Source organism: Caballeronia sp. SEWSISQ10-4 2 (genome assembly GCF_030464885.1).
Lineage (GTDB): Bacteria > Pseudomonadota > Gammaproteobacteria > Burkholderiales > Burkholderiaceae > Caballeronia.
This window is the reverse complement of sequence record NZ_JALPRJ010000005.1, coordinates 161,017-185,077: the sequence shown is the minus strand read 5'-3', so window position 1 is coordinate 185,077 and position 24,061 is coordinate 161,017. Positions and strand designations below refer to the sequence as shown.

The window sequence follows — 24,061 nt, the reverse complement described above, 5'->3', positions numbered from 1 at the left end:
TTTATATCGAATGATGCGTTTCGGGATGGATAATGTCAAGGAATTCAAGGGGATCTCCGGGCAAGTCTTGTCTCGGTTCTTCTTGCTGCAGGCGCACATGCTTCCCATCCAGCCTTGATGCGTGACCCTTGCGTTTTCTTGCGAACATCTCGGCACATGACGGTCTCAGAATTTCTTGACAGAAATCGTTCCATAAAAGATGATTCGATATAAATCTAATATTGATGATTGCAGATCGAGATCAACGTTGCCCGTTCGTCTGGAACGTCCATGGGCACAGGCAAAGCCTCAACCTCGCAAAGGTTGTATTTTCAGCAAGAGGAGAAACAATGAGCAAGCTTCAGTTGTCCGTTGCCGTAGGCAACTACGATCGGATCAGGCCATTGGTCGATGGTGAGGTTCAAATCGAGGGCGTGGACCCGGTCTTCATGTTGCAGGATCCCGAGGAGATCTTCTTTCGCGCTTTCAGACACGCGGACTTCGATATTTGCGAACTCTCGCTCAGCAGCTACTCAGTGAAGACCGCTGCAGGAACCTCACCCTACATCGCCGTGCCGGTCTTTCCGTCGAGAGCCTTTCGACACACGTCGATTTATGTGCGCACGGATAGGGGCATTGACAGCCCGGAAGATCTGAAGGGCAAGCGCATCGGCGTGCCGGAATATCAGTTGACGGCAAACGTCTGGGTCCGTCTTTTTCTCGAGGAGGAGTACGGCGTAAAGCCCTCTGATGTGACCTGGGTGCGCGGTGGATACGAAGATCCGACAAGGGTGGAGAAAATAACGCTGAACTTGCCTTCGGATGTCAAGCTGGAGAACGCGCCGGAAGGCAAGACGATATCGAGCCTGCTGGCGGACGGGGAAATAGATGCCGTCATTGGACCGCGAGCGCCTTCATGCTTTGACCGTGGGCATCCCCAGGTCAAGTATCTGTTCGACGATCCGCACAAAGCCGCAACAGACTGGTACGCGCGTACGAAGCTGTTTCCGATCATGCACACGCTTGGAGTCAGGAAGACGCTGGCAGAGAGTCATCCCTGGCTGCCGGGCGCATTGATGAAGGCATTTGAGAAGTCTAAAGCCCTCGCGTTGGCACGGCTGAGCGATACGGCGGCCACCAAAGTCACACTGCCGTTCGTTGAGGACCAGCTACGTGCCGCTCGCAAACTGATGGGTACGGACTTCTGGTCATACGGCTTCTCGGACAATGAGCATCCTATTGACCGCTTTCTCGCCCGCCATTTTGCAGAGGGGCTGTCAAGTCGCCGGCTTGAACCGCGCGAGCTGTTCCATCCGGCAAGCCTCGAAAGCTTTGCAATTTGAAGGAGAGTAGCAAGAATATACCGTTATAAATTCGTATTACTGAGGGATCCTGAAGCGAGGATGGCATTTGACCGAGACGACACCGGCGTGCCCGATTTCGACGCACCGGTGTCTGCCTTGTGTTCCTTCATCGAGTCAGGAATGAGGTTACGGCACGAGCTGCTGGCCGAAAATACGGTCTACGGCCCCTCCTGAATCTTTCGTGGACAATCAATCAGACGCGATATGCGGGTGCGCCCTGTGGGGCACGGGATGCTCCACCATCGATAACGATTTCCGCCGCCTGCATGCTACTTGAGTAATCCGAAGCGAGGAAAAGCGCGGCTTGGGCTACCTCCTCGGCATCGTTGAGACGGCCAATGGGAATACTTCTGATCAGGCTTTTCTCGAGCTCCTGCAATTCCCTCTCCGTATGAGCGATGGTGCCCCAGATTGGAGTTCGAGTGGGACCAGGAACCAGCGTGTTCACACGAATGCCTTTGGGCGTGAGCTCTGAGGCCAGCGCGCGTGCCATGCCCGATAGTCCAGCTTTGCTCGCAGCGTACGCCCCGAATCCTGCAATTCCCATTGTTGCTACGACGGATCCGATAAGGATAACGGATGATCCGGAACGAAGGTATGGAAGCGCGGCCTGTACCGTATAAAAGCTTCCGCCGATGTTAATCCTGAGTATGCGTTCAAAGAGCTCACTGGATGCGTCTTCCAAAGGGGTGGGGGATGCTACGCCAGCACTTGCAAACAAGACATCGATATGACCAAACTGGCGACCAACTTCTGCGAAGGCGGCGCCGAGAGCCTTGGTATCCGTGACATCAGCCTCAATCGTCACGACCTTGGCGCCAAGCTGACTGCGAGCGACGTTAAGCGTTTCCGGATTGTTGCTCATGATGGCGACATCCGCACCCGCTTCGAGGAACAGGCGTGCCGAAGCGAATCCGATTCCACTGTCTCCGCCCGTGATAACCGCCACCTTGTCGTTCAGCTCCATGCTTAAGTCTCCTACGAATGTCATAATACGGAAAATGCTTTAACGCGCTTCGGCGCTATCACATAAGACATCAACACAACAGCGTGCCGAGGTTGACGCTCCCTATGCGCGCTCTTGTCGCGATGATTTTTTCGTTACCGTCCTTTCGGATCCGCAGTTCGATTGTCGAAGTCTGCTCAGTTAAACCTGAGAACCGGAAATCCCCGAAATGGTCAGTCGTTGTCGTGCGTTCGCCACCGCCGGCGGAGTCGTGCAGCACAACCTCAACACCTTCCAGGTTTCGGAGTCGACCGTCGCCAGTGGTTTCGCAGACGTTGCCTGCTACCAGATGGCTTAGCGCGTCATCCAGATTGCGGTAGAAGACGCGAGGCCCTGTGCCGTACTCGGGGTTAATGACCGACAGGTGTTCCTTCTTTACCATTTCTTCCAGTTCTCTGTCTGGCATGTTTAGCGCACGTAGCGCCTTTGTCGGGCAGGCTTGTGCGCAACGCGGTTCTTTCCATCCGGCGTCAAGCAAGTGCGCGTCAAAATTCCAGTTCTGCGGCACCTGTTCCTGTTCGTTCCATTCAATCATGCCGTAGGGGCACGTCGTCACCAGATCCCGTCGGCCTCGTGACTTCTCCGGGTCAATGATCACGACGCCGTCCGGGCGCTTATAGATTGCCCCATCGGTCGCCGCCTTAACGCATGGCGCGTTGTCGCAGTGATTGCACATCTTCGGTATATAAGTCACGTCCACCAGCGACCCCTCGCCTCGAACGTGGCGTTCGATACGAATCGTATCGAGGCCCTCCGGAGGGTGCGGTGCCGAATAGCCCGGGAACTCGTTGCCGGTGTACTCGTCTTTTGTCGAGATCACACAGTTTCTGCAATTGATGCAGAGGGAAACGTCCACTACGAGCGCCCAGCCGGTCATGCTGCCTTTTCCATTGTCGCGTTCCATTTCTCTACCTCCACCCAGCAACTGTTCGGAACAATCCCGTCTGCGGTCAGGCTCATCTTTCGCCCTGGAGTCAGGAGGTTGAGACAACCTCCACGATCAACGATACCTACCGAAGTGTGGATCAGATCGAGTTCGCCGCATGATTCGTTTCCGCGCGCAACGCCATCCTTGATGAGTTGCGACACGTCTATTGCGCAGATGACCGACGCCTGGCCGTTATAGACCCGGACCAGATCGCCCGAGCGCAGGCCGCGCGCCGAAGCATCTTTGGGGCTCATTCGCAGGACCCAGTATCGGTAGCCTCCAACGTTCATCCGGTGCTCATTGATCGTGCTGATGTGGCTATTCTTCCCATCAGCCTGGGTATGGAAGCTGTAGACCGGGTGATTGGTCACGAGTTGTAGCGGGAACCGTTGCTTCACACCGCTCTGACTGTTGATATATCGGTTGACCGCCGGCCGCGCAGGATCGATCTGCTCGATACGGCGTAGGCTGGACGGGACAAACTCGAACTTGCCCGATTGCGTTGAAAGTCCCTGGCCGAATCCAATCGAATACACGCCGGGAAGGGGATTCGCTTCCGGTAAGTCCTTGGTGCGGCCCTCTGCGAACCAGCGCATGTCCACCGGCTGCTTGTCATCGTCCTTGGGAGGCGGCACGACGTGATAGCCCTTCTGCAGGAATTTCTTCCAGGTGGTCCGCCTGGGTAGGTCCGTGGAGTTGAATATCCGTTCGCACCAGGTCAGTTCCGATCCACCGCCTTCCGAGTACATGCCGCCGTAGCCGAGTTTTGTCAGGATCTCCAGGAAAATTTGATAGTCTGATTTGGATTCGCCAAGAGGCTCGATGCATTTGTGCTGCATGATCATCATGCGGTGATTGAGCTGGCTCTGCGCATGCTGGATGTAGCCGCCGCAGTTTGCCCATTCGGATATATCGTCACGCTCGAGGGCGGTACACGCTGGCAGGATGATGTCTGCAAACTGCGCTTCGTTCTCCATCCATATCGATTGATTGACGACAAACTCAAGGGATGAATGACGATACGCTTCGATGAGTCTGTTCGAGCCCGGGACCGTGCCAAAAGAAGAAGAGCCGTAGCGGTACAGCATGTGAACCCGCGAATGGCCTAGCTTGGGATACGAGTATTGACCAAATTGCCCTTCAGCCGAGAAGCCGTCCCACAAGTAGCCTTCCGCGCTTCCCTGCGTGATCGCCTCGGCAAACCGTTGGCGAGGGATAGACTGCTTCACCGGATTGATCGTGATGATGTGAGGCATGCGGCAATAGTTGTTGGCCGCGCTCGCGGTGTAATTCAGGTCACCCGAGATTCCGCCCTCGGCATAGCCGGGAAAGTAGAAATTCAGGTCCTGAGGAGCGCCAATCTGCAGATTGCCAAAGTTGATCCCAGGCTTCCCCCATCCCTGCATGGCCATCATCATGACGAGGCTTCGCGTCCATTGGGCCCCCGCCTCCGTGCGGCATGCTCCGCCAAAGCCTGCGCCGAGGCCTCCTGCAGCGAGGTACGTCTTCTTCGACGCCCACAACGTCGCGAGACTGCGGACGTCTTTCGCGGGAATACCGGTCTCAGCTTCTTGCCACTCCGGCGTCTTCGGCATGCCGTCCTCTTCACCGAGAACATAGGCGCGCCATTCGTCGAAGCCCGTCGATTTCGAGGCTACGTATTCCTTATCGTAACTACCGCTGATCATCCATTCATACATGATGGCGATCGCGAGCGCCGAATCGGTGCCGGGCTTGATCGGTAGCCATTTTCCACCGAGCAACTGGGCGGACTGCGTCAGGTAGGGGTCGATGTGAACGAACTGCATCCCGAGCTGCTTGGCCCACAAGCGGCGCTCAGTGCCCTCGAACCCGGCGTACACCCCATTGGTCGACTCCGGGTCGCTCGACCAGAAGACGATCACCTGCGCGTGTTCAAGACAGTCCTCTGTCGTGCCGTAAAAGCTCGGCGTGCCCAGACGTAGACTGTTGCCGTAGTGATGCATGGCACCCCAGTACCAGCCCTCCCAGCTAATCGGGCTCATTTCGACGCGGGTGTATCCAATCAGGTTACCGAAGCGCTGCATGGCGCTCAGGTAGTAGTTGACGTTTCCCCACTGATGATGCGCACCCGTGGCCATCGCGATAGCACCGGGGCCGTGCTCCTGCTTCATACGGCGGATTTCGCCTGCGACCACGTCGAGCGCTTCATCCCAACTGATACGCTCGTAGCCCGAAATCCCCCGGTTCTGAGGATTGCGTTCACCCTTCGGGTCGAAATCGACCCGCTTCATTGGATAAAGAATCCGCTTGTCGGAATAAACGAGGGATTTGAGTGAGAGCGCGTGCGGGCTGACGGTTGCACGTCGTGCAGGCGAAAACCGGCGACCCCGTGCGGTGATGGTCCAGCTTGGTCCGTCCTCCTCCGCGAGATCAATGGGCGTTGTCCGGATGATCTTGCCGTCCTTGACGAAGACAAAGACGGGCCCCCCATTGGTGAGCGTGACATAACGGGTGGTCCCATCTTTCATCCGGGTGCCCCTGCGCCAGGAGGCCGTCTTCATCGTGTTCACCAGTTGACCGAACCAGACGAGTGCCTGATCACTGCCGCCTTGCGTGATCTTGAAGTTCTTGAGCGCATCAATCAGGAACGCATGATCGGTTGTTGGCGCCAGCATCTGGCGTGCTGTGGCCGCATCCATGAAGACAAGTTCGGCGTCGGGCCGAGGAGTCACACCCCAGCGTGCCGACACGGTGCCGTTTCTGAAATGAAGCTGCCTCGCGAGGCTATTGTCCCGAAGCCGGAGCTGGATCAGCCAGTTCCCCGCGCCGAGATGTTCACGCACGGAAGGAAACATGCGTGCCGCCATCCGTAGAGCGGTCGGCATTAGCCAGAGTATGAGTACCAGGATGTGTCTTTGCATATGAATCCTTCCTGAGCTGAAATGCGCTCGTGCCGTCTCACTTGCCCGTTACACGTCAGTTTTGCGGTACCGCACCATAAGAGGCTCCGCAGATTCAGACGAATACATCGGCACCTGTTGTATGATCTTCCTTGCGACGGATTATTTGCACAAAGATGATTCTATATCAGATCGATTTATATCGAATGATGTTGTTTGGGGCGAATAAAGTCAAGGACCCTAGGGAATCTCCTAGCAAGACGCATGTAATCGTCATATTTTTTGCCAATCGGCTCCGCGTTCGATTGGCCACCCTTATGTCAAGGAACGAGCGAATGCCCAAGGCAAACTCCACTGCGGCGAAAGCAACTATGAACGTTGCTGTACGACCGGGACCCGCACCGGGAGCGAAAGAATCTTCTGACGTATTTGATGATCGCGGCAGGACTGTGCCGTGGATGGCGCGAACGGTGCACAGGCTCTACGACGCACAAGCGCAGAAGATTCTGGACAGGGAGAACATCGTTATCGCGTACTGGTACTACCTTCGTGTGCTGGCAGAGCGCGGTGAACTGAACCAGCTGGAACTCAGCAAGCGTGTAGGCATTGCATCCACCACTGCGGTACCTGCGCTGGATAACCTCGAAAAGCGCGGCCTCGTACAGCGAACCCGAGATCCAAACGACAGACGAAAGTACTTTGTCAATCTGAAGCCTGAGGGCAAGCGGCTGGTAGATGAATTGCTGCCCGAACTAACCGACATGATTTCGGGGTCACTTGACGGGATCACTCAGAAGGATATGCGTACTTTTTGGAAAGTGATGCATCAGATCGAAAGGAACCTGACCCAAGCGTCCCAAAGCGACACGGTCGTGGATTGAGCTGGCGGTAGCGTCCGAGGCGTTAAGCAGTGTGCCATTCTTTCATGTGCGGGTCCGCGAAAGCGCGGAGACTTTCCAATGCCATGGCCACCGCCGCGCGATTGACGTTCTCGGCGTGCCAGTAGACCGACACTGAGCCGAAGCCTTCGAGTTGAATGGGCAGAATACGAAGCGCGTTCAGCTGCTCGAAGCGAAGCGCAGCCCGATGCGAGGCGACGCCCACCAGATCGGTGTTGTTAAGCAGTGTGAGATTGAGAATCGACGAGTTCGATTCGACGCAGTGATCGGGCAGCGTGCGTCCCGCTGCCGCCAGCGCCGTCTCCAGCGCGTTGCGCACGGGCGTGCCCTGCGGCCAGACGATCCACGAATACGCGAGCACATCGTCCCAGCCGAGCTTTGCCTTTTCCGTTATCGGATGATCAGGCCGTGCGACGAAGTTGATCGGCTCCGTATAGAGCGTCTCGGTCTGCAGCCGCGGATCGTCGTACTGCTGACCCGAGCGGCCGACGACGATATCCAGTTCCCCTCGTGCAAGCTGCGGCATTAGCTGGTTCATCGTGCTTTCGACGAGCCGCACCTGCGCGCGCGGCATGCGTTCGAGAAGCCGCGACACGGCGAGCGGCACCGTGTCCGCCGCCGACACACCCGACGTCCCAATACTGACGAGGCCGCTGCCGCCCGCGCGCAGCGCCTGCATATCGTCACGCGCAATGTCGAGATGCGCTTCGATCCGGCGCGCGTGCTCGATCAGCGCCTCGCCGTACGAGGTGGGCCGCAGACCGCGCGCATGCCTCTCGAAGAGGGGCAGGCCGACGTCTTCCTCAAGTTCCTTCAGCCATTTCGACAGAGCCGGCTGCGTCGTGTTGAGCGCCGCTGCCGATTGGCTGAGGTTGCCCGTGCTCGCGAGGCTCAACAGTACCTGCAGATGCCTTAGCCGGAGGCGGTAAGTCCAGTCCATTGCCCAGTCCTCTGTCGATCCGGAGTTAGTGCTTCAGCACTTACTCCGGTCCCGCGCAAAAGCGCAGATTCCCGCTACGGCTGCGAAGCTATATCCGAAACCATATGGGCTAGATGTTTTCGCCATTTTACTGGGTATAGCTTTGTCGCATATAAATCATGCATAGGGCCTACGAGACCGACGCGTGATCAGCCGACACGCCCGACCCAAGTGGCACGGAAAGGAGACGCGAATGACAAACAACAACCCGGGCGCATCGCGCGCGGCCTACTACGAACAAATCGCCCAGCAGCGTATGGCCCCGCTGTGGGAGTCGCTGCACAACCTCGTGCCGAAAGCGCCGCAACCGAAAGTCCAGCCCGCCATCTGGAAGTACGCGCAGGTGCGCGACCTGGTGATGCAGGCGGGTTCCGTGATCAGCGCGGAAGAAGCCGTGCGCCGCGTGCTGGTGCTCGAAAACCCAGGCCTGCCCGGTAAGTCGAGCATGACGCCGAACCTGTACGCCGGACTCCAGTTGATCCTGCCTGGTGAAATCGCGCCCAGCCACCGGCATACGCAGTCGGCGCTTCGCTTCATTGTCGAAGGCAAGGGCGCGTGGACGGCCGTCAACGGCGAACGTACGACGATGCATCCGGGCGACTTCATCATTACGCCGTCGTGGACATGGCACGACCACGGCAATCCTTCCGTGGAAGAGGGCGGAGAGCCTGTCGTATGGCTCGATGGTCTCGATATTCCGCTTGTCGCGCAGATGGACGCCGGTTTCGCCGAGAACTACCCCGAGATGACGCAGCCGGTGTCGCGCCCCGAGGGCGATAGCCTCGCGCGCTTCGGCCACAACATGGTGCCCGTGCGGCATCGCGTGTCCGATCCCACTTCACCGATTTTCAGCTATCCATACGAACGCAGCCGCGAAGCGCTCGACGCGCTGTACCGCAACGGCGAACTCGACGAATGGGACGGCGTGAAGCTGCGCTACGTAAATCCGGCCACGGGCGGCTGGCCGATGCCGACCATTGCGACCTTCATGCAATACCTGCCTGCGGGCTTCAAGGGCCGCGCGTATCGCAGTACCGATGCCACCGTGTACTGCGTGGTCGTTGGCAAGGGCACGGCCAAGATCGGCAACCACGAATTCACGTTCGAGCCGCACGACGTGTTCGTTGCGCCGTCGTGGGCGCCCGTGCAACTCGCGGCATCGTCGGAAAGCGTGCTGTTCAGCTATTCGGATCGTCCCGTGCTCGCCGCTCTGAACCTGCTGCGCGAAGAGCGCAGCTAGACGCATGCCTTTTCTTTCTACGCGCTGCATGGGTGGCGCTTGATTAATCCCTTATCTATCGAGTCGAACTCATCATGGCTTTTGTTTTCCCGCCCGAAGCGCCCGTCGCTGTTCCCGTCGCCGGTAGCGACGCTCAATTCGCGGTGCGCCGCGTCTATTGCGTGGGCCGCAACTACGCGGCGCATGCGCGCGAAATGGGCTTCGATCCCGATCGCGAGCCGCCGTTCTTCTTCTGCAAACCGACCGATGCCGTCGTGCCCGTCGCTTACGGCGAAACGCTTGAACAGGCTTACCCGTCGCAGACGCAGAACTACCATTACGAAGCCGAACTCGTCGCTGTGATCGGCAAGAGCGGCTCGGATATCCCGGTCGAACGGGCGCTCGATCACGTATGGGGCTACGCGGTCGGCCTCGACATGACGCGCCGCGATCTGCAGATGAAGATGCGCGAGATGGGCCGTCCGTGGGAGATTGGCAAGGCGTTCGACCACTCGGCGCCGATCGGGCCGATTCATCCAGCAAGCGAGGTCGGTCACTTCGAGAACGCCGGCCTGTGGCTGACGGTCAACGGCGAGATCAAACAGAAGAGCGACGTGTCGCATCTGATCTGGTCGGTGGCGGAGACGGTTGCGTATCTGTCGAAGTTCTTCCGCCTCGAACCGGGTGACGTGATTTTTACGGGCACGCCCGAAGGCGTCGGAGCGGTGAAGAAGGGCGACACGATGAAGGTCGGCGTCGAGCGTCTTGGAGAGGTAACGGTGCGCGTGGCCTGATCTGACCTGAGATACGTAACCTGCATTGATCGGAGGTCTACTCGTGCAACTCCATAGCTTCTTCAACAGCTCGACGTCGTACCGCGTGCGCATTGCGCTCGCGCTCAAGGGACTCGCGTATGAGACGTTGCCCGTCAATATCCGAGTCGGCGAACATCGCGCAGCGGACTATGTGGCGAACGTGAATCCGTCGGCGTCGGTGCCGGCGCTGATCGATGGCGATTTCAAACTTGGCCAGTCGCTCGCGATTATCGATTACCTCGACCAGAAGTACCCCGAGCCACGCCTGATTCCGACCGAACCGGTACTACGCGCGCGCGTGCTCGAGTTCGCTTCGCTGATCTCGTGCGACATCCATCCCGTCAATAACCTGCGGGTGTTGCGATATCTGGAAACGGAATTCAAGGTCACGCCGCAGCAGAAGAGCGCGTGGTATCGGCACTGGATCGCGGAGGGCATGGCAGGCGTCGAGCGTCTGCTCGAACGCAGCAACGCAGGTCCGTGGTGCTTTGGCGCGCAACCGACGCTCGCCGACGTATGTCTCGCGCCGCAGATCGCCAACGCGCTGCGCATGGACTGCGATCTGAGTCCGTATCCGCGCAGTCTCGCCGTATATGAACACGCGTCGAAACACCCGGCATTCGACGCCGCGCAGCCGCAGCACCAGCCCGATTACATTGCCTGATTGCAGTATGGAGAGTGGAGACAGTCATGAGTGAGACAAACAACAAAGGCCGACACGTACTCGTGATCGGCGGCGGCATTGGCGGCCTGGCCGCCGCGCTGGCGCTCGCGCGTCAAGGCATTCGCGTGCAACTGCTCGAGCAGGCCCCTGAGATCCAGGAAATCGGCGCAGGAATCCAGTTGGCCGCAAACGCGTTTAACGCACTCGATGCGCTGGGCGTCGGTGAGGCAGCGCGCAATCGCGCCGTATTCACGGACTACCTGAAATTGATGGATGCGCTTGACGCGAGGGAAGTGGTACGAGTCGACGTCGGTGCCCCGTATCGTGCGCGCTTTGGCAATCCGTATGCCGTGATTCATCGTGCCGACATTCACCTCTCGATTCTCGAAGCTGTGAAGGATCATCCGTTGATCCAGTTCCGCACCAACACGCAGGTCTGTGAGCTCGACCAGAATGCCGACGGCGTGACTGTCATTGATCAGAACGGCGAGCGGTACCACGCAGATGCCGTGATCGGCTGCGACGGCGTGAAGTCGGCGATACGCAAGGCGTTGATCGGCGACGAACATCGCGTGACAGGGCATGTCGTGTATCGCGCCGTCGTTGAGGTCAAAAACATGCCGGAGGATTTGCAGATCAATGCGCCTGTGGTGTGGGCCGGTCCACATTGCCACCTCGTGCACTATCCGCTGCGCGGCGGCCGCCAATATAACCTCGTCGTCACGTTCCACAGTCGCGAGAAGGAGGAATGGGGCGTGCGCGAAGGCAGCAAGCAGGAAGTGCTGTCCTACTTCGAAGGCATTCATCCGTTGCCGCATCAGATGCTCGACCGGCCGACTTCATGGAAACGCTGGGCCACGGCGGACCGGGACCCCGTCGAGCGCTGGAGCTATGGACGCGCGACGGTGCTCGGTGACGCCGCGCATCCGATGACGCAATACCTGGCGCAAGGCGCCTGCCAGGCCCTCGAAGATGCCGTCACGCTTGGCGCCGCCGTCGCTGCGACAGATGGCGATTTCGAAGCCGCGTTCAAGCTGTACGAGACCGCACGTATTCCGCGCACTGCGCGCGTGCTGTATTCGGCGCGTGAGATGGGCCGTATCTATCACGCGAAGGGCGTCGAGCGACAAGTTCGGAATTCCCTTTGGGTCGGCCGTACGCAGGAGCAGTTCTACGACGCACTGCAATGGCTGCACGGCTGGCGCGCGGAGGAGTGCCTGAAAGGCGTTATCTGAGGCGCAACGGGGGTGCCAGGCAGCAGGTGCAGCCGGGTAAGGCTAGGTTCGCTGCACGCTCAATGGGCGATGCTCGGTTGCGTAGAGCACGACGAGAACGGAGCGTTCAAGACTCAATATCTCGCGCTTGTCCCAATGAGCGAACTTGCAATTGAGGACACCTGGTTCACCACTGGTATGCGTGGATCCGGTAGCAACTGTATCGTGGGAAAGGACGTATTCGTCCCGGACTACCGGCTGTTGGACATCATGGCGGCAGTCCGTGGCGAGTATTCGACTCCGTTCAAGGAGGAAGAAGCGTATCGCGCCGCATTCGGACCGGTATCGTCTATCCTCCTCATCGGTCCTCAGCTGGGCATGGGCCGCGCAGCGTTGAAGATGTGATCGAGAAGGCACCTCAACGAGCAATCGCGTACACCTCGTTCACCAAGCAAACCGATTCGACCGTATTTCAGGTGCAAGTAGCGGAAGCTGCGCTGAAGATCGATAGTGCACATTTGCGCGCATTCCGTGCTGCGGATGAGATCGACGACTTGGCCCGCCGCAATGCATTGCCGGACTACATCACACGGGCGCGGGTTCGCGCTGATACCGGTGTCGTAGCGTCTGACATCACCGACGCTTTGAACACACTGATATTTGCTCACGGCGCAGGAAGCTTCGCCGAAGCGAGTCCGATGCAACGCTGGTGGCGTGATTCGAACACTGCGGCCCGTCATGCAATTGTCCTCCCTGCTATTGGTGCCGAGCTCTACGGGAAAGCCTTGCTAGGTGTGGAAAACACGGTTACGCCGCTGGTATAGCCACGAACCACTTGTTAACGCGGCTGTGCCCGCCTTACCCGATGTGATGCAACGTCGTGTAGGACGGGCAGGCGAACCTTGCCCGGATTGCGGGAGAGGTGGTGTTCCGACGCTGGAAGCGCGCTTGCGCGCGCCAATAAGCGATGGCGTACAGGTGCCTGTACGCCATCAAGCCATCGGTTAGAAGTAGTGCATGATGCCGAAGTAGCCACCTTGCTGGTTGTGGCCAGGCAGCGGTTGAGAGTCGGCCGTCTCAACCGGGAACGCGGCACTCTTGCCGTTGAACATCGCTCCGACGGTCAGGTAGAGGAATGTCCGTTTTGACAGGTTGTAGGTGGTGCCGATGGCACCGAGATTTCCCGTGCCACCGCCATGATTTACGTTACCGTGATACCAGGCGGCCTGGAAGGCGAGGGCAGGGGTAACCCGATACGAGGCCCCGATCCACTCCTGCTGACTGCGTGTGGCGGCGTTAGGATTAAACGTATCGGCGACTGTGTCCTGTCCGGATGAGACAAGTTGCTGATAGCCGGTGTAGAACTTGAGTCCGCCCAACGTGTATGTGGCACCGGCCATGTATTCTCGTGACGCGGCGTACAGGCTTGAAAACTTTCCGTTGGCATCGTGGATTTCTTCATAAACTCCGTACGCGGCGAAGCTGGGGAGTGTGTACTGTGCGCTCACACTGAACTGGCGTCCGCCGCGGAAGTTTCCAGCCTCGTTGCCAAATCCGTCCTGCACGCGGAAGGAGAAGCCGGCCCAATTGGGTGAGTTGTAAGTGACGACATTTGACCGGGGACCCCACGCCCGCCCGAATGCGAAGTTGCCAACACCTATCCCTACCTGCTCCCCCAGCGGGTCAATGTACCAACCGGTTTCGTCGGTCAGGCTCATGGCCTCGCCGAACCAGATACTTCCATATTTATCATCGGACAAACCCACATACGCGTCGCGGGTAAAGATCGTGTTAGGTGGAGTCTGACCCGTTCCAGAGGTGAAAAGGCTTTCGAGTTTAAAGACAGCGTGCAAGCCTCCTCCGAGGTCTTCATTGCCTGTCAGGCCAAACCAGCTGTATCCGTACTGGTTACTGCCGAACCTGTAATTGTTCTTCGACTGGCCGTTTGGCGTTGCAACGTTCGTGACAAAATCGAGACCCGATGAGACGCGTCCGTACAGGGTCACAGTGCTCTGCGCGTGGGTGTTGCAGGCACTGAAAGCCATCAACGATGCGCAAAAAATGATCTTTCTCATTTCGTTATCCTCACTATAAAAAAGTCTCCGGAGATTGCTTGTCGACCTCTGCCGGGTCGGTGCAATCGGCTCGCAAAGTCAGGTCCGCCGTTCGGACAACGTTGAACCAGTCGGACGATTGGCTCCGGGGATCAGCTTCCGGTCGTCTACCGCCAATCGGAAAAAGGTAACGTCATCCAAGTGCTGGCGATGCAGTTCAACGAAGCGACCAACCGGCTCCTCGCTCCCAGGTACCCAGCCCAAAACGCCCGCCTTTCGAGCCAATACAACGCGTGCCCGGAAGATAATGGCGCAGACCTCAGCTACTACTTTCCACTACGCGCTTTTGCGAAACGTTCTTATAGCTGCTGGCAGATGGCGAACGGTAGTGGCGAGCAGAATCGCGCACGCCTGCACCAGCAACTGAACTGCGGGCCCCGCACCAAGTGCCAGCACAAGTTGGCTGAGCTGCGCCATGAACAGCGCCGCGACCGCGCTAGCGATAACGCTGCCTTTTCCGCCGGTGAATGGCGTGCCGCCGACAACTACAGCCGCGATGGCGGGAAGCAGATAGTCGTTGCCCGACGTCTGCGACGCGCTACCGATGAACCCGGCGAGGAGCATTCCGGCGGCAGAGAAGCACACTGCAGAGGCAACGTAAGCACCAATCTTGTACTGCAGGACTCTCACCCCAGCGGCTTCTGCCGCGCGCGGATTTACGCCCACAGCGACAAACCTGCGTCCGATCGTGGTTTTCCGGGTGATGAACCACGCCGTTACCACGAACGCGAAGGCGAACAGTACGTTGGCAGGCAAACCAATGAACTGGGCGTGCGAGATCGTCTGCATGATGGTCGGGACGTTGACGGGAACATTGCCGGTCAACGAGCGGACACCACCGATGAGAAGCGCGTTGACTGCCAACGTTGCAACCAATGGTGTAATCGCAAACTGCGAGACCAATATTCCATTGACGATTCCAACAATCGCACCCACGCACACGGTGAGGATCACAGCAAGGATGATGGAATCGAGGCCGAATCCGGTGCGGGCCATCACCACGCCGGCAAGCGAGACCATTCCAATTGCCGACATGTCGAGCCCGCGCTGCTGGATAACCAGGGTCTGTCCTGTTGCGACAATTGCGAGGATGCCTGCGAACGGAAGCATGGCCAGAATCGAACCACGAGTCATGGTGCCTGGCGCGACCGTTGAGCTGACGGAGAAGAGAAGTATCAATCCGACCCAGATCCACCCGAACTCACTGAATGCTGGAACCCGAATGGACCGTGAATTCGGGGAGGATGACTCCGAGAGATTCGATACCACGTCTGCCTGATTGCTCATGATCTTTCTCATTTTGCCACCGCCATTTCGCGGCTCTTGGAATATAGGGCGACCGAAGCCAGAATCATTCCGCCCAACAGATAGGATTGCCAAGAATCTCCAATGTCCAGAAATGACGTGACCACATTGACCTGGATGATGAGAAGGGCACCAAGCAGGGAGCCGACAAACGACCCGCGTCCGCCAAACAGGCTCGCCCCGCCGATGACGACGGCTGCGATGCTGGCCAGCGTGTAGTTGATGCCTGCACTCGGGTCGCCGGACCCTACCTGCGCCATCATCGGCACGGCGGCGACGCCAGCAAGGAGCGAGCAGCCCACATACGCGGTCAGCAGCGTTAGATGTGAGCGTACCCCCGCCATACGAGCAGCTTCGATCCGTGAGCCCACGCCACGAAACACGAGACCAAGCCTGGTCTTGAAGAGGGCAAACTCAAGTGTGACGGCGAGAATGACAGCAACGATCGCGATAATCGGTATGAATCCAGCCTGCATACCAATTGTCTCGACCACCGAATCAGCGATCAGCCCGCCCGGAACCGGGCGTAAAAGAAGGGAAACCGCCTGCAAAGCCATGTAAGTCGCCAGCGTTGCAACCATTGGATGCAGCCGGAAGGGGCCGACCAGTACCCAGTTCACCAGCCCGACTGCTATAGCGACGAGAAACACAATGACCCATCCCGAGAGCTGATGCCCTAAAGTGGATCCGTCGTTCAGGAAGAAGGACTGTATAACGACCATCAAGCCCATCAGAGGACCGACAGACAGGTCGATACCTCCAACCAGCATAAGCGCCTGTTGCCCATATGCGACGATGGCCAGCGTCGCCACCAGTGCCAACATCCCACTCAGGTTTCGCGTAGACAGATAGGTTTCGTTGACATGGGCTGCATACATACCCAGAGCGCAGACTGCCAGTGCAAGCATGACGAGAGGGGCCCAGTCTCCAGAAGCCCACTTCCAGAATCCGGGAATGCTTGCCGAACCCCTCTCACGCTCGGTGGTCGCGGTAAGCACCGCAGACGTGATGTTGTTCTCGCTGACGGCCGCATCGCGCAGTTCCCTTACGATGTGCCCGCGAGAGAAAATCAACACTCGGTCGCACAGACCCGCCACTTCCATCGCGTCCGAGGAGACGACGATAACAGCGGTGCCTGTTGCGGCGGCTTCACGAAGCACTTTGTAAATTTCCATCCGGGCACCAACGTCTACGCCTTGCGTCGGTTCGTCGACGAGGAGCACCTCGGGTTTGCTTGCGAGGACGCTCGCCAGGACGAGCTTTTGCTGATTGCCTCCCGATAGGGAGCGGATTGGTGTCTCAACGGACGGCGTCTTGACTGCGAAACTTTCCACTGCCGATTTGGTGCGCTTGGCTTCACTTCGCTGGCTGATCCAGCCTTTGATGGAATCGAACGGAAGACTGCGGATCGAGAAGTTCTCGCGCACCGATAGGTCACCGAAGATGCCCTCCCTGTGCCGGTCTCCAGGGAGGCAGCGAATACCTGAAGCGGCGGCAGCCTGGGAATTCCGGAGTTTCGCCGACTTCCCGTTCACGTTGACGCTACCGCGGCTTCGGGCCAGACCGCCAAGGGCGCGCATGAACTCGCGCTGTCCATTGCCGTCTATGCCGGCGAGGCCCACGATTTCACCCTTGCGGACCTGAAGCGATACATCGGTGAAGCCTGCACCGCGTAGCGACGCTACATCGAGGACCATGCCGGTGCGACCATTTCCAGCTTTGGCGGGAAACTCCCGGTCGAGCGCCCCGCCAACGATAAGTTCGACAATCTGCTGCTCGCTGAGGCCAGCCGCGTCGTAGGTCCCTTGCCCTTGTCCATCGCGGAGCACGGTAAGACGATTGGCGATTTTTTGTACTTCGCGAATGCGGTGCGAGATATAGACGACTGAACAGCCCGACGCAGTGACTTTACGAATGCGTTCAAAGAGACGATCGACGTCCTCGGTCAGCAGATGTTCGGTCGGTTCATCCAGGACCAGAACCTTAGGTTTGGCGGCAAGTGCCTTTACGATCTCGACAATGAAGCGTTGTTCAGGGTTTAAGCTCAAGACGCGCTCGTTCGCGTCAATCGCGACGTCGTCACTCCACTGCCGAAGGAGTTGCTGTGCCCATTCGCTTGTTCGCATGAGAGACGGGCGTTGTTCCTCAGGTACACCGAGGTAAAGATTCTCTGCGACGCTCAGATCGGGCATGAGAGCCGGTTCCTGTCGCACGATCGCCAACCCCAGCCGCCGCGCCTCGTCAGTGTCGCCCTTGGTTTCCACGCCATTGATAACGACGCGCCCCTGTTCGGGGACGAGAGCGCCGGACGCCACAGCCATGAGCGTGGACTTACCAGCGCCGTTCTCGCCGACGAGACCGTGTACTTCTCCCGCGAGCACTGAAAACGTGACGTTATCGAGTGCGCGCACACCTGGGAAGATTTTGGTGACGCCGTCAATCTGAAGCAATGTGTTCTGGTCGTTCATGATTTATCCCGAGCTATTACTGCTCAAACACGGCCTTGAGTTTTTCTGGAGGGAGCGCTGAGGAAAGGTCGGCATCAGGCGGCGCGGCCGGGTCGCACTTGGGATCGAGGCCCTTGGCGCTGTCGGCGTATCCGGAAGGAAGGACTGCGGGCGACTCGTTGTCTTTCATGCCCTGATAGGCCGCTACCCCATGTCGCACTGCAAAGCGCACGTATGTCGTCGTGCCGTCAAGCGTGTAGTATTGAAAGGCGGTTCCAGACTTCTTGGCCGACAGGTAATGACAGTTCAGCTCGTTGTCGCTTGCGATCGTTACGATGGCCGGTACCGGAAGATGTGCCTGTTCGAACGCTTTCGCTGCTGCGAGTGCAGTCACTCCGTAGTCAGTAACAATGGCGTTAATCTGCGGGTACTGCGCAATGAGGCCCGCCGTGGCCTTTTGCGCGTCCACCGGGCTCCAGTTTGTAACAACGAACTGTTCGTTTAACAGCTTCAGGTCCGGGTACTTCTTGAGACCGCCCCTCAGGCCGTCCATGAAATTCTGCGACCCGGCGGCACCAGGCGAGCCGCCCAGGAACACTACGTTGCCTTTTTTGAGGGTTGTTCCGAGCCAATCAGCCCAAAGAACACCGATCTGCTTTGTGTCCCCAACGACGTTGACGACATAGTCGCGTCCAGCGACTCCCGATATCTGCGCCGAATACGGTACAACCGCCACGCCAGCTTTCATGGCCGCTCGCATGGCCGGGAGTTGCACGGCACCGAAATCCGGGAGCATGACAAGGACGTTGATCCCTTGCGCGACCATGCTGTTGATGTCCGAGTTCGCCTTCTGCGGGTCACCGTTGGCATTGCTGTAGATGACCCGCTTGACGTTCTTGCAGCGGCTTAGCTCATCTTTGACCTCGGCAAGGCCTGTCTTGCGCCAGGTATTGCCACCGTATCCGTCGGACACGCCAACAATCATCGGCTTGGTACCGCAGAGCGGGGTGATGTCGCCTTGGCGGTTCGTGAGGGAGTCTTCTGCCGCATGTGCCGCAGTGCAGATAAGACCTGCCGAAACAAGCAGGCCGATCGTGCGAAGAAAATCCTTGAGCACTTTCTTGCGCGGGCGGATTCCGCCAGCCGGCACGACAATGAGGTCTTTGGAGCCGTCTTGCTTGGTAAGCAACCCGTCTTTCACAACAAACTGGGTCTGCATTCTTGACGCTGCAGCTTGCCAGACTCGGAACTTATCGAACATGACGATCCTCGAATTGGGTGATGAATTTGGATTAAATGTTGGTTGAGACGGATAACGATTGCTGTATTAATTACGTATTCCTTAGTTATTTAAATGGTCCAATCAGGTCATTCGAACTCGTCGTATACGGGATGGGTAAGATCGCTTCGATCCGTATGTCCACAATTAAGTTGACATAAAATCATGCTATTACAGATAGATTTATATCGAATAATGTGTTTCGGGACGACCAAAGTCAAGAATCCTAGGGAATCTCCCTAGCGATGAGAAGGAGCGCCGTGTTGGGGACAGCCGTGAGGGAGGCGAAAAGCGCAGTTGAACCGTTCCTGCTTGAGTCTTGGCAGGAATGCGTCTGCAAGGTTTATCAAGCGCCTTGCTGAATCGGAGCAAACGGCGGCTAGCACGTCACAAGGAACGGTCTTCTCGGGCGACCACATTCTGCAAGAGACGCGGTCGAACCCGTGTTGGCCAATTGTTGACGCACCTGCAACGGAGAGTTGGAAAAACTAGTACTTACCCTAGTGATTTGTGTCCTTTAGACTTCATTCAACCGTGGCGGAGAAGCTCCTTTGTAGCGCCACTAACGACAATCGTTGAGGTACGTCATCATGAAGTCATTTACTAGGATGGTCCTTATTGCGGGCCTTATTGCAGCACCCGCTGCGTCGTTCGCACAGTCCAGTCAGCCGCTGAGTCGCGCGCAGGTGCATGCGGAACTGGCGCAAGTCGAGAAAGCCGGTTACGACCCGCGCGACTATGTTCACTACCCCGAAAACATCCAGGCCGCTGAAGCAAAGGTCGCGGCACAGAACGCCACAGCCCAAGCCGCCGTTTCGGGATACGGCGGTGCGGCTGACGGAGCGTCTCGTTCTGGCACAGCAAGCGGTCTGTAGTATTGGGCGTTAAGGCGCCATTTTCGAAAAGCGCATGATCTGCGGCTGAGTCTTTCCCGCCTGTATCGGTAGGAAGCCTCGGCCGTTTTGTTATATGTGCGTCCAGCACAGACGTTAGCCTGCTAATCGACGACCGAGTCTTCGCTGGACTTCTCTGAGAGGTTTTGCGCGATCTGATGCAAGACCTTCCAGAAGATGAGCATCTCGTCAGGGTCCACGCCATCGAAAGAGCCGGAGATCATGCGGATGATCTCCGGCATCATCTTATCCACCAGACGTTTGCCATCGTCAGTGAGGCTAACGTAGTACTTGCGCCGGTCCTTCGGATCGCGAGTCCTCTTCAATAGACCGCGCTTTTCCATGCTGTCCAAAGCGGGCACAGCGGTTGTCGAGGCGATGCCAACACGCTTGCTGAGTTCCAGTTGATTCAGTTCGCCGCGTTGAGCCAGCACCCGCAGGTAGTACCAATGCGCGATGGATACTTTTTCCCGGTCGAGGATCCTCTGCGCTTGTACGTCATAGAGCCGATTCAAGGTTCGGGTCATCCACGGAACTGTTCTGCCCCGATCGTCGAAGATCTCGGGCGCTTCCTTTCCCGCTGAGCCGCAACACGGCTCGATGGTATCCAGGGTCGTATCGATTGCGGTGGAGTAGGGCTTAGCCATTCGCTCATTCCTCGACAAGTAGATGCGACTCGGCGGTTAGCCGGGTCGCCGGGGCGACCAAACAAGGGGCGCAGTCAAAGCGTTTCTCCTAGGGAATTCCCTACTGCACTTGACTTTATTCATTCCAAGACACATCATTCGATATAAAGCGATGTTGCTTAGAATCATCGTAACACAAATGATCTGCTTGCGGGAACGGTAGACCTGTCGCGTGTTATGACTATGATCCTAGGCTGGGGGCAGCATCTGCGTCGTTTTGTATTTTAGTAGGAATACTAACCAATGGATGGTGCTGAAAATAGTGTGCAAGTGACAACGCCAAGCAATGGCCGCGACAGGCCACTGCCTGCCATGTCTGCCGCACGGTTCCAGCGTGACGGGCGCGGATCGGTGTTGCGCTCGCCCACGCGTCGAATAACAAATCGAATCGTCAGCGATGCACAACTGCTCCATGAGGTACCAACCCTGTCGGGATGCTTATTGCCTGTCTGTTGCCCGTTGGTTCGGAACAGTTCGAACCCTTACTTCACTACCTACGTCGAGGATTATCATGATCGAAAAACTGCCACTTTGGGAAGCCGCCAAGCGCGAAATGGAGGAGTATCAGTTCCTTGCTGGACCCGAACTGCAGCCCAAATGGGACGTTTCAGAAAAGATCGCGATCAACGCGGCTGTGTCTGGGCGCTTTGAAACGAGCACGTCATTTGAGGAATACGTGGACGCAGCGTCCAGCGTGATCGAGGCCGGTGCATGTGGCGTTCACATCGACTTTTCATGGATGACCGACGCACAGGGTCGACGGCTCGACCGGGACATTCCGCCGGTAGAAGCCTATTCTGCTGTTCTGGAGCCGCTCAAGGCGCGCTTTGGCAACGACTTTGTCCCGAACCTGAATGTGCTCCACGGAACGACCTTCGATATGTGCATGAGTCCAGCGCGTGCGGGATTGACTGAGGTAGCGCCGTGCGCTCCAGGTCACCCGGAAGCCTTCATGGTGCCGGCAATTGAGGCGCTTGAGGCCGCTGGTGTCAAGCCGGAACTCGCCATCCATAGCTCCGGAGAGATCGAACTTGCGAAGCGAAAGCTCATTGATACAGGCATTCTCAAGAAACCGTACAACTGGTTGCTTCTGTACGGGTTGCCGTTCAACGTTGGCCGCACCCTGGTTTCGGGCACCTGGGTCAGCAATGCTCAGGACATGACCCGTCACATGTTCCTGATGGTCGACCAGATTCGCCAGATCGACCCAACCTCCGTAATCAGTGTTTGTGCGGCGGGGCGCGCAAGTCTATACATGACGACGCTTGCCACGATGATGGGGTTACACATCCGGATCGGTACGGAAGACACGCCCTGGAAGTACCCGAACAGCGACGAGAAGCTCAAGGACAACCTTGAAATGTTCAATATGGCGCGTGACATCGCCGGCTTGCTCGGACGCACTCCGGCAACCGCGAATGAGTATCGGGCGCTGGTTGGAAAGCCGACCCGCTAACAACACCTAAGTGGGTGCCGCCACTTGCACACGCTGCTGTTCGTCTGGCTTTTGCAGAAGATGGCTCGCAGGGGAGGACTAGACTCGTTTGTAGGCAGGGTGAGCAGTGCCTCCAGTTCGGCGACAACGCATGCGTAGACGCTCCGGGGAGGCACGCCTGTTGTGTGTGTTTGACAATGAAGGAGATTGACAAATGAGTGATCAGACAAATGGCGGAGAGCCTCCTGTGCAACTGTGGACTCGAGATGGGTTCATGGGCGCAATTTCTGTCGTTACCCGATCGACATACGCGCCAGACTACCTTTCTGTGGAAGGTCCGCATGCGCCGCGACGGGCAGTCCTTGATCGACTGATCCCTGACGATCAGGACGATGCGCAAGCTCTTCCGACAACGGTGGCTACCTCCAGGCTGGGTGTTAAGTTGCTTGTGTCCGGTCGCCGCAAGCCAATGCCGTATGTGGTCCGAAATGTCGAAGCAGACGAAATTCATTTCATTCAGTCGGGAAATGTCAAATTCGAAACCGACGTTGGTTGTCTTACGGCCGAGGAAGGTGACTTTGTCTGTATCCCACGTGCGATAGCGTATCGATACGCACCGACCGGCGACGCCATGCGCAGCATCATCGTCGAGAGTCCGTCGGCCTTGAAACTTTCGCCTCCGGCGCCTACAGGAATGGTCAACGTTGCGCGGGACGTCGGGTATGCCAAGGTTGATCCCGAGACTCCCGTGGGCGGACCGACGAAACTGATATTGAAGACCTCCGACGGTGAGAATACGGTGTTCACAATGCCGCACGACCCGCTCTCCCTAGGTCTGCAACTGTCGGAGTCGGTTCCCGTGTGGAAGCTGAATCTGAACAATATTCAGGTTCTCACCTATTTGCCCGATGGAGGGCCGCCGAGTCAGTTCCTGTCGTCCAGCACGGGAGACGTGCTGATGTTCAACCTCAGTTCGCGCATCTCGAGTCGACCACCCATTCATATCAATGCGGACTTTGATGAGGTGATCTGTTATGTGCGAGGACCTGGTGTCTGGGGAGGGTGCTCGGAGCCTGGCACTTTGACCTGGGTGCCAAAGGGTGTCATTCACCACGGACCTTCTGAGAACGTTCCCGAGACCTATCAGGCGTGGTTGCTGGAAACGCGTGCGACGCTTCGCTGGACGCCCAAGGCGATTGCGGCCTCGCAGTTGATGGAAACAGGCGAATACGGACCGCATCCGAGCGTGAGCAAGTGACTCTGGCGCTTGTGTGCCTTGAAGGTGGCGCGCGGCGTGGATTCTCAAGAAACATCTAGCAACTCTGTTGCATGGGATCGGAGTAGGCGCTAAAGCGCTAACTCCGATCGACAAAGGAGACTAACTTGGAATCGCGACTTCAACAGTTTCTCGACGAGGCAGAGATCAAGCGAGTTCATATCCGTTACTGCCGGGGTATTGACCGGATGGACTGGGATCTCGTGCGCTCGTGTTATCACCCGGATGCGATTGATCGTCACGGGGCTTATAACGGCGGAGTGGAAGGGTTCATTGAATGGGCTGCGGAGTTGTTGCCTGCCTTTGAATGCACACAACACTTTACCGGCAACCAGTACGTGGAGGTCCATGGCGATGTGGCGTACGCGGAGCACTATGCGCAGGCATTCCACCGAACTAAGCCTGACGGCGACAAGCCCCCCATGGACTGGGTCGTGAACGTCCGGTACGTCGACCGGATGGACCGGCGAAATGGTGAGTGGCGTATCGCCGACCGGGTTGTGGTGCTTGATTCCCAGCGTTCGGACCCAGTCCCCGCCGACCTGGCGCCACTTGATAACTCCAACGTTGGGCGGCGCGATAAGGATGATCCGTCGTACAAGTACGGGTTCGTCTGAAGTCCTGACGGTCAGCTCGACTCTGCCTATCTGAATGAAAGTTACTTTATGGTTTTGAGG

21 protein-coding genes are annotated in these 24,061 nt (G+C 57.7%); 12 read left to right on the top strand and 9 right to left on the bottom strand.

Translation table 11 applies throughout. The features are described 5' to 3' along the window. Window positions 1-329 precede the first annotated feature (329 nt). On the top strand, window positions 330-1,322 hold the full coding sequence (locus M0D69_RS05295; protein ID WP_301781022.1) for an ABC transporter substrate-binding protein: 993 nt from the start codon (window positions 330-332) through the stop codon (window positions 1,320-1,322). A 214-nt stretch (window positions 1,323-1,536) separates the two neighbouring features. On the opposite strand, the gene M0D69_RS05290 is transcribed toward M0D69_RS05295, so the two are convergent. The 3 genes from M0D69_RS05290 to M0D69_RS05280 form a co-directional block, all read right to left on the bottom strand. Next, on the bottom strand, window positions 1,537-2,310 hold the full coding sequence (locus tag M0D69_RS05290) for an SDR family NAD(P)-dependent oxidoreductase (protein ID WP_301781021.1): 774 nt from the start codon (window positions 2,308-2,310) through the stop codon (window positions 1,537-1,539). Window positions 2,311-2,380: 70 nt separating this feature from the next. Further along, on the bottom strand, window positions 2,381-3,253 hold the full coding sequence (locus M0D69_RS05285; RefSeq protein ID WP_301781020.1) for a 4Fe-4S dicluster domain-containing protein: 873 nt from the start codon (window positions 3,251-3,253) through the stop codon (window positions 2,381-2,383). Next, the gene (locus tag M0D69_RS05280; RefSeq protein ID WP_301781019.1) at window positions 3,223-6,180 is read right to left on the bottom strand and encodes a molybdopterin-dependent oxidoreductase; all 2,958 of its coding nucleotides are present in this window, start codon (window positions 6,178-6,180) and stop codon (window positions 3,223-3,225) included. The genes M0D69_RS05285 and M0D69_RS05280 overlap by 31 nt, the downstream gene beginning before the upstream one ends. Window positions 6,181-6,494: 314 nt before the next feature. On the opposite strand from M0D69_RS05280, the gene M0D69_RS05275 reads away from it, so the two are divergent. Then, entirely contained in the window at window positions 6,495-7,040 is a 546-nt protein-coding gene (locus M0D69_RS05275) for a MarR family winged helix-turn-helix transcriptional regulator (RefSeq protein WP_301781018.1), read from the top strand. Window positions 7,041-7,062: 22 nt separating this feature from the next. On the opposite strand, the gene M0D69_RS05270 is transcribed toward M0D69_RS05275, so the two are convergent. Further along, window positions 7,063-7,998 (bottom strand): LysR substrate-binding domain-containing protein, encoded by a 936-nt coding sequence (locus M0D69_RS05270; RefSeq protein WP_301781017.1) that lies wholly within the window; start codon window positions 7,996-7,998, stop codon window positions 7,063-7,065. Between the two features lie 232 nt (window positions 7,999-8,230). Between M0D69_RS05270 and gtdA the strand changes: the two genes are divergently transcribed. From gtdA to M0D69_RS05240, 6 genes are all read left to right on the top strand, one after another. Beyond that, window positions 8,231-9,277 carry a gentisate 1,2-dioxygenase gene (gene gtdA, locus M0D69_RS05265; RefSeq protein ID WP_301781016.1) on the top strand — a complete coding sequence of 349 codons (1,047 nt, stop codon included), beginning with the start codon at window positions 8,231-8,233 and terminating at the stop codon, window positions 9,275-9,277. A gap of 74 nt (window positions 9,278-9,351) precedes the next feature. Continuing rightward, window positions 9,352-10,050, top strand: coding sequence for a fumarylacetoacetate hydrolase family protein (locus M0D69_RS05260; RefSeq protein ID WP_301781015.1), 699 nt, complete (start codon window positions 9,352-9,354; stop codon window positions 10,048-10,050). A gap of 43 nt (window positions 10,051-10,093) precedes the next feature. Further along, a complete protein-coding gene (gene maiA / locus M0D69_RS05255) occupies window positions 10,094-10,735 on the top strand; it encodes a maleylacetoacetate isomerase (RefSeq protein WP_301781014.1) in 642 nt (213 codons plus the stop codon). A 26-nt stretch (window positions 10,736-10,761) separates the two neighbouring features. Beyond that, entirely contained in the window at window positions 10,762-11,970 is a 1,209-nt protein-coding gene (locus M0D69_RS05250; protein WP_301781013.1) for a 3-hydroxybenzoate 6-monooxygenase, read from the top strand. A 135-nt stretch (window positions 11,971-12,105) separates the two neighbouring features. Then, a complete protein-coding gene (locus tag M0D69_RS05245; protein WP_301781012.1) occupies window positions 12,106-12,354 on the top strand; it encodes a hypothetical protein in 249 nt (82 codons plus the stop codon). Continuing rightward, entirely contained in the window at window positions 12,351-12,773 is a 423-nt protein-coding gene (locus M0D69_RS05240; RefSeq protein ID WP_301781011.1) for a hypothetical protein, read from the top strand. The genes M0D69_RS05245 and M0D69_RS05240 overlap by 4 nt, the downstream gene beginning before the upstream one ends. A gap of 180 nt (window positions 12,774-12,953) precedes the next feature. Here the strand turns inward: M0D69_RS05240 and M0D69_RS05235 are convergent, their stop codons facing one another. The 4 genes from M0D69_RS05235 to M0D69_RS05220 all read right to left on the bottom strand — a co-directional run bounded on the left by M0D69_RS05235 (window position 12,954) and on the right by M0D69_RS05220 (window position 19,076). Further along, window positions 12,954-14,024: a porin gene (locus M0D69_RS05235; protein WP_301781010.1), complete on the bottom strand. Its 1,071-nt coding sequence runs from the start codon at window positions 14,022-14,024 to the stop codon at window positions 12,954-12,956. A 315-nt stretch (window positions 14,025-14,339) separates the two neighbouring features. Next, on the bottom strand, window positions 14,340-15,350 hold the full coding sequence (locus M0D69_RS05230) for an ABC transporter permease (RefSeq protein WP_301781009.1): 1,011 nt from the start codon (window positions 15,348-15,350) through the stop codon (window positions 14,340-14,342). A gap of 8 nt (window positions 15,351-15,358) precedes the next feature. After that, complete coding sequence (locus tag M0D69_RS05225) at window positions 15,359-17,836, bottom strand: ATP-binding cassette domain-containing protein (protein ID WP_301781008.1); 2,478 nt, start codon at window positions 17,834-17,836, stop codon at window positions 15,359-15,361. Window positions 17,837-17,852: 16 nt separating this feature from the next. Further along, window positions 17,853-19,076, bottom strand: coding sequence for a substrate-binding domain-containing protein (locus tag M0D69_RS05220; protein ID WP_301781007.1), 1,224 nt, complete (start codon window positions 19,074-19,076; stop codon window positions 17,853-17,855). 608 nt (window positions 19,077-19,684) lie between these two features. Here M0D69_RS05220 and M0D69_RS05215 point away from each other — a divergent pair. Beyond that, window positions 19,685-19,969: a DUF4148 domain-containing protein gene (locus M0D69_RS05215; protein WP_301781006.1), complete on the top strand. Its 285-nt coding sequence runs from the start codon at window positions 19,685-19,687 to the stop codon at window positions 19,967-19,969. A gap of 122 nt (window positions 19,970-20,091) precedes the next feature. Here M0D69_RS05215 and M0D69_RS05210 read toward each other — a convergent pair whose 3' ends face one another. Continuing rightward, a complete protein-coding gene (locus tag M0D69_RS05210) occupies window positions 20,092-20,634 on the bottom strand; it encodes a MarR family winged helix-turn-helix transcriptional regulator (RefSeq protein WP_301781005.1) in 543 nt (180 codons plus the stop codon). 550 nt (window positions 20,635-21,184) lie between these two features. Between M0D69_RS05210 and M0D69_RS05205 the strand changes: the two genes are divergently transcribed. The 3 genes from M0D69_RS05205 (at window position 21,185) to M0D69_RS05195 (ending at window position 24,001) form a co-directional block, all read left to right on the top strand. Beyond that, entirely contained in the window at window positions 21,185-22,129 is a 945-nt protein-coding gene (locus M0D69_RS05205) for a 3-keto-5-aminohexanoate cleavage protein (protein ID WP_301781004.1), read from the top strand. Window positions 22,130-22,322: 193 nt separating this feature from the next. Further along, window positions 22,323-23,366: a homogentisate 1,2-dioxygenase gene (locus M0D69_RS05200; protein WP_301781003.1), complete on the top strand. Its 1,044-nt coding sequence runs from the start codon at window positions 22,323-22,325 to the stop codon at window positions 23,364-23,366. A gap of 125 nt (window positions 23,367-23,491) precedes the next feature. Beyond that, a complete protein-coding gene (locus tag M0D69_RS05195) occupies window positions 23,492-24,001 on the top strand; it encodes a nuclear transport factor 2 family protein (protein ID WP_301781002.1) in 510 nt (169 codons plus the stop codon). The last annotated feature ends 60 nt before the right edge of the window (window positions 24,002-24,061 follow it).

What these genes read in the sequence shown, in the direction of transcription:
- M0D69_RS05295 (WP_301781022.1), top strand. Translation starts at nt 330, where the DNA reads ATGAGCAAGCTTCAGTTGTCCGTTGCCGTAGGCAACTACGATCGGATC.
- M0D69_RS05290 (WP_301781021.1), bottom strand. Translation starts at nt 2,310, where the DNA reads ATGGAGCTGAACGACAAGGTGGCGGTTATCACGGGCGGAGACAGTGGA.
- M0D69_RS05285 (WP_301781020.1), bottom strand. Translation starts at nt 3,253, where the DNA reads ATGGAACGCGACAATGGAAAAGGCAGCATGACCGGCTGGGCGCTCGTA.
- M0D69_RS05280 (WP_301781019.1), bottom strand. Translation starts at nt 6,180, where the DNA reads ATGCAAAGACACATCCTGGTACTCATACTCTGGCTAATGCCGACCGCT.
- M0D69_RS05275 (WP_301781018.1), top strand. Translation starts at nt 6,495, where the DNA reads ATGCCCAAGGCAAACTCCACTGCGGCGAAAGCAACTATGAACGTTGCT.
- M0D69_RS05270 (WP_301781017.1), bottom strand. Translation starts at nt 7,998, where the DNA reads ATGGACTGGACTTACCGCCTCCGGCTAAGGCATCTGCAGGTACTGTTG.
- gtdA (WP_301781016.1), top strand. Translation starts at nt 8,231, where the DNA reads ATGACAAACAACAACCCGGGCGCATCGCGCGCGGCCTACTACGAACAA.
- M0D69_RS05260 (WP_301781015.1), top strand. Translation starts at nt 9,352, where the DNA reads ATGGCTTTTGTTTTCCCGCCCGAAGCGCCCGTCGCTGTTCCCGTCGCC.
- M0D69_RS05250 (WP_301781013.1), top strand. Translation starts at nt 10,762, where the DNA reads ATGAGTGAGACAAACAACAAAGGCCGACACGTACTCGTGATCGGCGGC.
- M0D69_RS05245 (WP_301781012.1), top strand. Translation starts at nt 12,106, where the DNA reads ATGAGCGAACTTGCAATTGAGGACACCTGGTTCACCACTGGTATGCGT.
- M0D69_RS05235 (WP_301781010.1), bottom strand. Translation starts at nt 14,024, where the DNA reads ATGAGAAAGATCATTTTTTGCGCATCGTTGATGGCTTTCAGTGCCTGC.
- M0D69_RS05230 (WP_301781009.1), bottom strand. Translation starts at nt 15,350, where the DNA reads ATGAGCAATCAGGCAGACGTGGTATCGAATCTCTCGGAGTCATCCTCC.
- M0D69_RS05225 (WP_301781008.1), bottom strand. Translation starts at nt 17,836, where the DNA reads ATGAACGACCAGAACACATTGCTTCAGATTGACGGCGTCACCAAAATC.
- M0D69_RS05220 (WP_301781007.1), bottom strand. Translation starts at nt 19,076, where the DNA reads ATGTTCGATAAGTTCCGAGTCTGGCAAGCTGCAGCGTCAAGAATGCAG.
- M0D69_RS05215 (WP_301781006.1), top strand. Translation starts at nt 19,685, where the DNA reads ATGAAGTCATTTACTAGGATGGTCCTTATTGCGGGCCTTATTGCAGCA.
- M0D69_RS05210 (WP_301781005.1), bottom strand. Translation starts at nt 20,634, where the DNA reads ATGGCTAAGCCCTACTCCACCGCAATCGATACGACCCTGGATACCATC.
- M0D69_RS05205 (WP_301781004.1), top strand. Translation starts at nt 21,185, where the DNA reads ATGATCGAAAAACTGCCACTTTGGGAAGCCGCCAAGCGCGAAATGGAG.
- M0D69_RS05200 (WP_301781003.1), top strand. Translation starts at nt 22,323, where the DNA reads ATGAGTGATCAGACAAATGGCGGAGAGCCTCCTGTGCAACTGTGGACT.